Here is a 9,241-nt window from a genome sequence, read left to right as displayed (position 1 = left end):
AGTTCCATCACACCTGAATGATCACAGCGGTGGCCGTCTGCTTGTCATCCGGCTACGAGCACACTCGTTCCTACTCGTTTGCGCTTGTATGCGCCAGCCGCGACGAGCACGGGCGGCCCTGCCGACCCGGGTACCAGCTCACATCCCGATGTGCGGCTGGAGTATTAGCCGTCAAGCAATCTGATTGTGCCCACTTCGAGCACCGGGACATGCTTCACCTAAAGCAGATTGAAATTCATATACCGATACGAGATCCCACGTTACACATCCACAAGAAACGAGACATGGGATCCACTCATTCCTCTCTAACCAATTCGCCCACGCTGCTTCTTCCGCTTACCATGCGGATAAGCGTCTACGAAATGAGCAAATCTATCCCTGTCTTCATCAATAATTTCGAGAATATCTCTGGCGAGATCATAATGACCCGAGCATAGCTCCTGGTAAATTATCCAGATTCCTTCTTGAGCGTTTTTCCGGCAGATGGGTCCGAGATCCGGATTCCCTCTCTCCACCTCTTCTATATCGGACTCGCCAGAAACCAGCTGAAACAGCAGTTCAAGAACAGCCTTACGGGCTGCCCGCGAAATTTCCTCTGCAAGGGCCGCAAGCAATACGGGAACTACATACTGCGACGCCTCAAACAATTGACCTTGAACCACGACATAGTTCTCAAGCTCCCAGTATGCAGCTAGGGCGTCGTCCTCAGCTTCGCTTGAGACGAGAGTCAGAATGCTTTCCGGTACACGTTCAGCCTCACCCCCCATCGCCCGAAGCGATCCCCAGTCGTGACGAATCAGCTCCACTCTAACCATATTAGCGCTCACGACTCCACCTCCCTCCAGGGTCAAATGTTATACCCGGAGGAAATTGATCCCTATCATATCTTTCCTGACACCTCTTACATACTGGAATTTCGGTCCATTCGCCTTGGCGCCAACCAAAAGCTCCTTCAAATCTCACGCCTCCAGGACCCTTACCCGCCTGGCGCTCAATATCGTTCTCAGCACATCCGGTCGGATTTCCAGAGCATCCAGCATACGCATTACCATCAGGATCGTAGCCGCCACAATAAGTGGCGTGCTTCTTTCCAAGAGCGTTGCCTAGATTATCCCGTTTACATCTCGCCTGCGCGCCTGCATCGTCGTCAATGGGCCCGCAGTCGCCGCGAGGACTTGTGTTATGGACAAGGACTGCTTCGTCGCCTGCTACCACATGGTAGGTGTGGAGGTCGTCGACTGTCAGGTTGTGGACGCGTTGGGTTGCCGTCCGCTTCTCGACCGCAGTGATCTGGACGTGGGTGCCGGCCGAGGTCTGCAGCCACATGCCGGGCTGGAGCTCGCCGGCGGTCAGCCACTTGCGCAGTGACGGGATCCAGAACGGGTGCTCGTCTGTCGCGGTGACGACGTCGGTGGCCTTGCCGCGATCACCGTCGATATCGACGGTGACCTCGACGAGGTTCTTCACGCCGTCGCCGGTGATCAGGGTGATGACCGGCTTGGCCGCGGTGATCCTGGCCTCGGGGTCGGTGGCCATGACATAGTCGCCGACCTTGACGTCCTCGATCGCCTTGGTCGAGCCATCGGCCATCAGGACCTGAGTGCCCGGCACGAAGCTGTTGGGCTTGCGCCTTCCGGTGTCACAGCTGCCACCGTCGAGGCCTGGCGGATCGAAGGGCAGATCTGGAGCTACTTCATCGACGATACCGGCGACCGTTTCATCAACGGTCTCCTCTACGGCCTCCTCCACCAGGTCCCGGACACAACTCCGCACGCTGGAGCACCCGTCGAATCCGCCGAGGTCGGGAACATCAATGCCACCGATGTCGCCGATGCTGTCTGCGCTGATTTCCTGCTTGGTGTTGTTGGTGCTCTTGTTGGTGGTCGTCCTCTTGTTGGTGGTCGTCCTCTTGTTGGTGGTCGTCCTCTTGTTGGTGGTCGTCCTCTTGTTGGTGGTCGTCCTCTTGTTGGTGGACGGCCTCTTGTTGGTGGACGGCCTCTTGTTGGTGGACGGCCTCTTGTTGGTGGACGGCCTCTTGTTGGTGGACGGCCTCTTGTTGGTGGACGGCCCCTTGTTGGTGGACGGCCCCTTGTTGGTGGACGGCCCCTTGTTGGTGGACGGCCCCTTGTTGGTGGACGGCCCCTTTCCGCCTCCTGCTCCTCTCGGCGGAGTCTGGGGCTTGATCGGGGGCTTAGGCGCCGCCGGGGGCCTGAACGGAGGCCGGATCGGAGGTCTGGCCTTGGTGACGGCCTGGATGATCCGCGGTACCGCGCGGGCCACGATCGGGGCCGCGATCCTGACTGCGGCGATGAACAGCGGGATGCAGATCGGGCAGTGTCCCGTGGGGTCGGTGTTGGCCAGCGGGTTGCCGTTGCCGTACGTATAGCGGTTGAGGTTGATCGACGGGTACGGCGAGAGCGTCCAGTCGTCGCGGGAGGCGAAGCCGCCCGTGCCCGGCATGTACCAGCGGGCGTGCATGTTGACCTTGCCCGTCGCGGGGTCGGTGTACTCGCCCTGGTAGCCGAGCGCGCGCTTGGCCCCGGTCTGGGCGAGGACCTCACCGAACGGGCTGTAGGAGACCGAGTCGACCAGCGCGGTGCCGGAGAAGGTGGCGACCACGTCGTCGTGCTGGTCGGTCATCACACCGAGTTTCTGGCCGCCCTCTTCGATGCTCAGCAGTTCGCCCAGGGGGCCGCGGCCGTAGCGGGACTTGACCGCACCGGCGCCGTCGGTGATGGCGGTGATGTCGTTGGCCATACCCGAGTAGACGAACCGCTGGTCGTCGGCGCCCTGCTTGCGGGAGACGACCCGGTCCATGGCGTCATAACCGTAGGTGACGTCGCCGTCGGAGATCAACCGGTCGAAGGCGTCGAAGACCAGGTTCTTGGTCGTGCCGCCGGTGGTCTCGCTGGCAAGCGTTCCGCGCGGGGTATAGGTGTAGTCGGTCCCCCCGCCGGAGACCAGGCGGTTGCGCTCGTCGTAGGTGAAGGTCTTGTCGCCGGCCGAGGTCCGGTTGCCGGAGGCATCCCAGGTGTAGGTGGTGGTGTTGCCGTCGGGTGCCTTCCAAGAGGTGATGCGACCGAGCCGGTCATAGCCGTAGGTGTTGGGGCCCGCACCGGCCGTGCCTTCGGTGACCTTGGAGGTCAGGTTGTCGTCCCGGTCCCAGGTGTAGGAGATCTTCGCCAGCTGGGTGCCGGCGGAGTCCTTCAGCGTGTGGGAGGTCAGCCGGTCCATCGGGTCGTAGCCGAAGTCCTGGGTGGTGACCGGATTGGCGGAAGCGAGGGTGGTCAGGCGGTCTGCCTTGTCGTAGCCGTAGGTGAACGCCCGCCCGGAGACGGGGTCGGCGGCCGTGGCCAGGCGCTCGCCCTTGTCCCAGCCGAACGTGGTGGTGCCGGCCGTGTCGATACGCTCGGTCGGATTGCCGGCCGCATCGTAGGTGAAGGCCGCGACCTGGCCCGAGGGCTTGGCGACCCGGGTGAGCAGGCCACGGTCGTTGTATTCCAGCGTGTAGTCGCCGATGGCGGTCTGGCGGCCCATGGCGTCGTAGCCGTAGACGCGCTCCGGTGTCGCCACCGCCGCGCCGGTGCCGGTCTGCTTGGTCATCCGGCCCAGCGCGTCGTACTGCCGGTCGATCCGGACGCCTCCGGGCTGCTGCACCGACAGCAGATCACCGGCCACGTCGTAGACGTTGGTCCAGGTCCGGTCCTGCGGGGCGGGGTGCGCCTGGGTGGCCGGCTCGACCATCGACTCGACCAGGCCAAGGCTGTTGTAGGTGGTCCACACGGTGTTGCCACGACCGTCGGTGGTGCGGGTCAGCGCGCCGGTGATGTCGTAGCCGTAGGTCGTGGTGATCGTCTGATCCGCGGAGACGGGTTCGACCAGCTCGACCAGGTCGTCGAATGCGTTGTAGCGCATCGTGGTGGTGTGACCCTCGGCCGAGGTGGTCCGTACCTGGTTGGAGGCCGCGTCGTAGCCGAAGCTGACCGTGCGCAGGGTGGAGCCGTTGGTGTCGACCTCCTTGGCTTCGACCTGCCGGCCTGCCAGGTCGTATTCGATCACGCTGGCGTTGCCGAGCGGGTCGGTGCTCTTGAGCGTGCGCCCGGCCAGGTCGTAGGTCAGCTTGGTGACGTTGCCCAGCGGATCGGTCTGCGAGGTCACCTCGCCTGCGGCGTTGAGTTCATACAGGCTCGTCTTGTCGCCGGGTGCGACCATCTTGGTCAGGTCACCGGCCGCGTTGTACTCCATCCGGGTGGTCAGCGCGACGGGCGTGGGCTTGCGCTCAATCACCGTGCGAGTGATCTGCCGCCCCAGATCGTCATAAGTCGCCTCGGTACGGGCGCCCGTCGGGTCGGTCTCGGCGAGCTGCTCGCCGAGGAGGTCGTACTCCAGGATCTGCTGGCCGCCGGGGGCAGGGTCGGTGAACCGGACGGGATTGCCGAACGCGTCGTACTCGATCTTGCTGACCGCGCCGCGCTCGTCGGTGACGCTGGTCTGCCGGCCCGCCGCATCGTAGGTGTAGGCGACCTTCGGGGTCAGGGTCTGCCCGCCGGGTTGCGCATAAGGCGGCGCCGTCACCGAGATGACCCGCCCCAGCCGGTCGAAAGCCGCAACCGTGATGCGGCCCTCGGCGTCGACGGAATGGGTCTGACGGCCGGCGCTGTCGTACCCGCTCTTGACGGTGGGTCTGGCGTTGGCGGCGGAGCCGGCCTTCTCCACCTTGGTCTCCGGGTATCTCGTCTCGACGAGCTGGCCGGAGAGGTCGTAGCGGTAGGTGGTGGTGAAGTCCTCCGGGTTCGCGTCGGACTCATGCCCGCGTGGGCTGACCATCGCGGTGGTCAGACCTCGGTCGTCCACCGTCCGGGTGGTGACGACGTCGGAGTCGCCGTTCTCCACACTCCGACGGATCAGGATGTCGTCGACGTTGTAGCCGAGCTCCATCACCTCGGTCCGAGAACTTCCGGCGCCGGTCATGGTGACCTTGGTGACGTTGTCGTTGGCGTCGTAGACATAGGCCGTCTTACGGGCCAGACCGCTGGGATCGAACGTCTCCGAGGTCAGCCGGTCGGCGGCGTCGTAGACGTAGTCGGTGCGCTGCTTGCCGCCCCCGTTGGAGACGGAGACGAGGTTTCCCGCGGCGTCATAGGTGTTGGACCCCAGCACCACGTCCTGCGGTGTGGCGGAACCGTTGAGCTTGACGTCGTCGGCGATCGTCTGGGCCGGTGAGTCGTCTCCGAAGTATGTCTGCGTCAGCTTGCGGCCCATCGCGTCGACGGTGGCGGCAAGACGCCCGCCCGGGTCGTAGGAGTAGGACTCCAGCACGACGTCGCGTGGCGCCTGCGGGCTGACCGGGCTTCCCGTCCAGTTCTTCAACACGCGAGAGGCCAGTTCGCCCCGGGCGGTGTAGGTGTAGTGGAAGACGGTGCCGAGTTCGTCGGTCACGCTGGTCCGCGCGCCGACCTGGTCCCAGGTGTAGCGGACCGTCCCGCCTTCGGGGCCGAGCACCGACGCCATACGACCGTAGTCGTCATAGGTGTAGGTGGTCTTGCGTTCCGGGTCCCCGCCGGTGAGATCCACGACGGTGTCGCTGAGCTTGTTGCCGTCGACGTCGTAGGCATAGCGCGTCTGGGCGGTGTGGGTGACGCCGGTGACCTCGTTCTTGATGCCCGACCCGGTGTGGGTGGCCGGACGGCCTGCGGCATCGTAGGTGAAGGTGGTCGTCACCCCGTCGGGATGCGCGTCGGAGACCTCCGTACGGGAAACCACACGGCCCAGCACGTCATGCTGGTATTTGATCACCAACCCTGAGGGGTCGGTCTGCTCGGCCAGGTCACCGGCGGCGGTGTAGCGGTAAGTCGTCTCGTTGCCCTTGGCGTCCTTTTCTGATTTCACCAACCCGGCTGGGGTCGTCCCGCCACCGACCGCCACTTCCGTGCCGTCGGTGTGGGCATAAGTGCTCGACCTGCCTTCGGGGAAGTCCGCAGTGGCCGGCGCGGACTCCTTCACCACCTCACCGTAGGTGTTGTATTCGGTGGTGGACGCGTAGGTGTTGTCGGTTTTTGAGGAGGAACGCGCGTCTCGCGCGACCGTCAACTGGTCGTTCCGAGGATCGAACGCGTTGTTCCTGTTGAGATAATAGGAGAAGTACTCCGTCTGGCAGCTGTTCGACGAGCGGCAGGTCATCCGGCCGACCAGGTTGCCTCGTTCGTCACGGAACAGGGTTGTCCTGTTTCCGTTGCGGTCAGCGACGCTGTAGAGCACACCGTTGTCGTTGTATTCGTACTTGGTGAGCTTACCCAGCTGATCGGCTACGGAGATCGACCGGTAACCGCGTTTGGCGTCGTCGACGTAAGTGAGCGTACCGTTGTGCGGGTCGGTCACCTTGGTCGTCGCGTTCACTTTGGACACGTCGAAGATGTCCGGAGAACCAGAAGAGTGCTGAACCGCGCCCAGCTTCCAGGTACCACCGTTGTCATCGGTGTGGGTGAGCAGCCGGCCAGTGTTGACATCGTAGGTGTTGGACGCCCACACGCGTCCCGACGGAAGCGTTGCCTTGGTCATCTGGGGCTGGGCCAGCCGAGCCGCATAGTGGGTGCGGACCTCAGCCAAGCCGAGCGGCTTACCGTAGACCGCGACCTCGTCGATGTCACCCTTGAAGGGGAACGCTTTCTTAGACGATGACCAAACGGTCGCCGGCCACTCATACGAAGCGAATCCGTATCCGATCCGGGTGTCATTCTGTTCAAGGTGGTCGATAGTGCCAGAGAGCGCCCCGACGACCTGCCCGTCCAGATACAGAGTCTGAACATTGTTCGCCCCGGAGAGCACCACGTGGTGCCATACGCCGTCATTCACCCGGGCAGCCGATGTCATCGGAACCCCTCCGCCGCCTATGGAGAACTGGCCTCGAAGTTTTCCGTCGGTTCCCACATAAATTGCCGGAGTGTGATCTCCCGACTCCAGTGACGAATCACTGTAGCCGATGACGGTGCCCGATCCCGTCGTCTTGAACCAGGCCTCGACAGCCAGATATCCGCCACGTTTGTTGATTGTCCCATACGGAAGGTCAACGTAGGCCGAAGACTCGGTGCCGGCGAACCGGAAGGCGGTGTCCGTGGTGCCTGACAGCGCGCCCGGAACAGCGGTGGTGGCGTTGTAGGCAGAGCCGTTGAAATAACCGTGGTCCCAGCCCAGATTCCATCCTGCCGAGCTGTGGACCGTTGATCCACTGGATCCTCTCGCCTCGTTGAACCTCCAGTACCCCGCCGGCATCGCATTAGCGATCACACTGCTGTACCGCGATGCGTCGGCATAGGAGTAGGCGGTGCATGCAGCTCCCGCGCCCGGGCTGCATACCTTGACGAGTTTGTCGCCGTCATAGGAGTAGGTCCATATCAGTGCGGTGCCGTCCACCTCATCAGTGGAGACGCTGGCCACGTGTGCACCGCTCCAGGCGAAGGTCAACGACCGTCCACCGGTTGCGGTGACCTTCGTCAGCTTTCCGTCAGTGCCGTAAACCAGTTCCTGTGCACGCCCGCGGTGATCGGTCACCTTGGTGAGTCGGCCTGAGGTGTCGAACCAGTAGGAGGTGGACGACTTGTCCATCAGTCTCCAGCCGCCTTCGGTGACGTCCGTCAGCGTGGCGAAGACCCCTGGGGGAACCGCATAGGTGCCGTCCCCCTTGGCTGCGAACCGCAACTGGTTGCCGTCGGGGTAGGTGACGAGCAGTGTGCTCGTTTCCGGTTCCTTCTGGATTCTCATATCCCAGCGAGTGGTCCATCCCGCACCAAAAGCACCGTCAGTACGAGGGTCCTGGCTGTTGTAGCTACGTGTCACCGAAAGAGGCAAACCGGCTGTCGTAATCGCAACATCCGTTGCCGACTGGGTGTAGTTTCCGGTGACGTGCTGGAAGTCCCGGCCGTGCGTCCCGGAGGACAGCAGCGAGTTGATCGTGCCCTGTTCGGGGATCGTGGTGAAGGTACGCCAGGGCGAAGTGGCCTCTGCGTGAGGGGTGGCTGCGCTCACATGCCACCAATAGGTCTTCCCCCACTTCAGCCTGTCCTCTGGCACCTCCCAGACTCCTGAGCTGCTCCATGATGAAGGGCTCTCACACCACACGAAATTGTCGGGTGTTCCCGAGCAGAGCTCGAACCAGTAGAGGACCTCCAGGGACCTGTCACCTGGTTTGGCCGATGCCGAAAGCGCCACGTTCAGCGAGCCGACCTGCGTGTTGTCAGCCGGCGTAGCCTCTCCCCAGAGAAGAGCCTCGACCCGCATCTTCTGCCAGTCCGACCACGGACTGTAGAGCCCTCCCGAACTGGCCCGGATCCGCCAACGCACCTGCCAGCCGTCCGTTAGCTTGCCTCGCGGCACCGACAAGCCGTCCGAATGGCCTGACTCCACATGCGAAGTCGTCGATCCCGACCAGATCAGCCCCGTACCCTGCGAAGGCACCGCCGGATCATGCTCCACCTCCACATGACGCAGCGTGCCCCAGGATTCAGCGTAGGACGCGTGCGCCGCCAGTTTCGGCGTCAGCGACGACGCCACCCACCCACCAGAGGACGAAGTCCCCGGAGTCACTGTCAATCCGTAGACGGATGGCACAGAGGCGTTTGCTGCGGTCAGTCCGTCCTGCTTGGCCGAGGGCGCACTCTTAGCGATCTCCTGCCGAGCCGACGGCTGGGACCGCGGACCAGACGAAGCGTCAGATGAGTCCGCCACGTCTGCGCCGGTTTTCCAACCAGGAAGCGGCGGCGGGGAATTCAGGCCACCTTCTGCCGGCTCATCGACAAACTCGTGTCGCCGCTCAATAGGAACGGTGCCCTTGGGCGGTTTGGGGTCGCGCGCCTCCGATTCGAGGTCCGTCTCGGTCGCATCTGTCGGCACCAGCGTGGGCAGGCTTCTGGTCGACCCATGCGCCTGGACAGGAGTATCCGGTTTTACCGGCACGGGCTCGGCCCTCACCGGTTGCGCCCCCAATTGCAGGAGCCCCGGGATGGTCGCAGCGAGAACAACGACTGTCAGCCAACGGAACCAGCGGATTTCCTGCAGCAGAGAGCGCAGCTTGTCCATGAAGTCGCCATCCTCAAGACCGGCATCTGTATCAGACGAGGCCTCTGTGTTCCAGCCCGCTCTCGGGTTGACCTCACGGCCCCGGCGTTGAAGGGTTTTGTCCGGCCTGCTGATGGTTGATCAGAGGTTGTAGACGGCGAAGGCCGTGTCGTGATCGAGGAGGTCACGG

Annotated in this window: 2 protein-coding genes; both read right to left on the bottom strand. The window is 63.3% G+C overall.

Going from position 1 to position 9,241, the window contains the following annotated elements; all coding sequences use genetic code 11:
- Positions 1-305 precede the first annotated feature (305 nt).
- Positions 306-806 (bottom strand): hypothetical protein, encoded by a 501-nt coding sequence (locus FHS22_RS36845; RefSeq protein ID WP_184948834.1) that lies wholly within the window; start codon positions 804-806, stop codon positions 306-308.
- A gap of 10 nt (positions 807-816) precedes the next feature.
- Positions 817-9,072, bottom strand: coding sequence for a polymorphic toxin-type HINT domain-containing protein (locus FHS22_RS36840; RefSeq protein WP_184948833.1), 8,256 nt, complete (start codon positions 9,070-9,072; stop codon positions 817-819).
- Between the last annotated feature and the right edge of the window lie 169 nt (positions 9,073-9,241).

It is taken from the genome of Thiemannella venezuelensis (assembly GCF_014203605.1).
In the GTDB taxonomy this organism is placed as follows: Bacteria; Actinomycetota; Actinomycetes; order Streptosporangiales; family Streptosporangiaceae; genus Planomonospora_A; species Planomonospora_A venezuelensis.
Note: the sequence above shows the minus strand (reverse complement) of the source record. Positions and strands in the feature narration are given on the sequence as shown.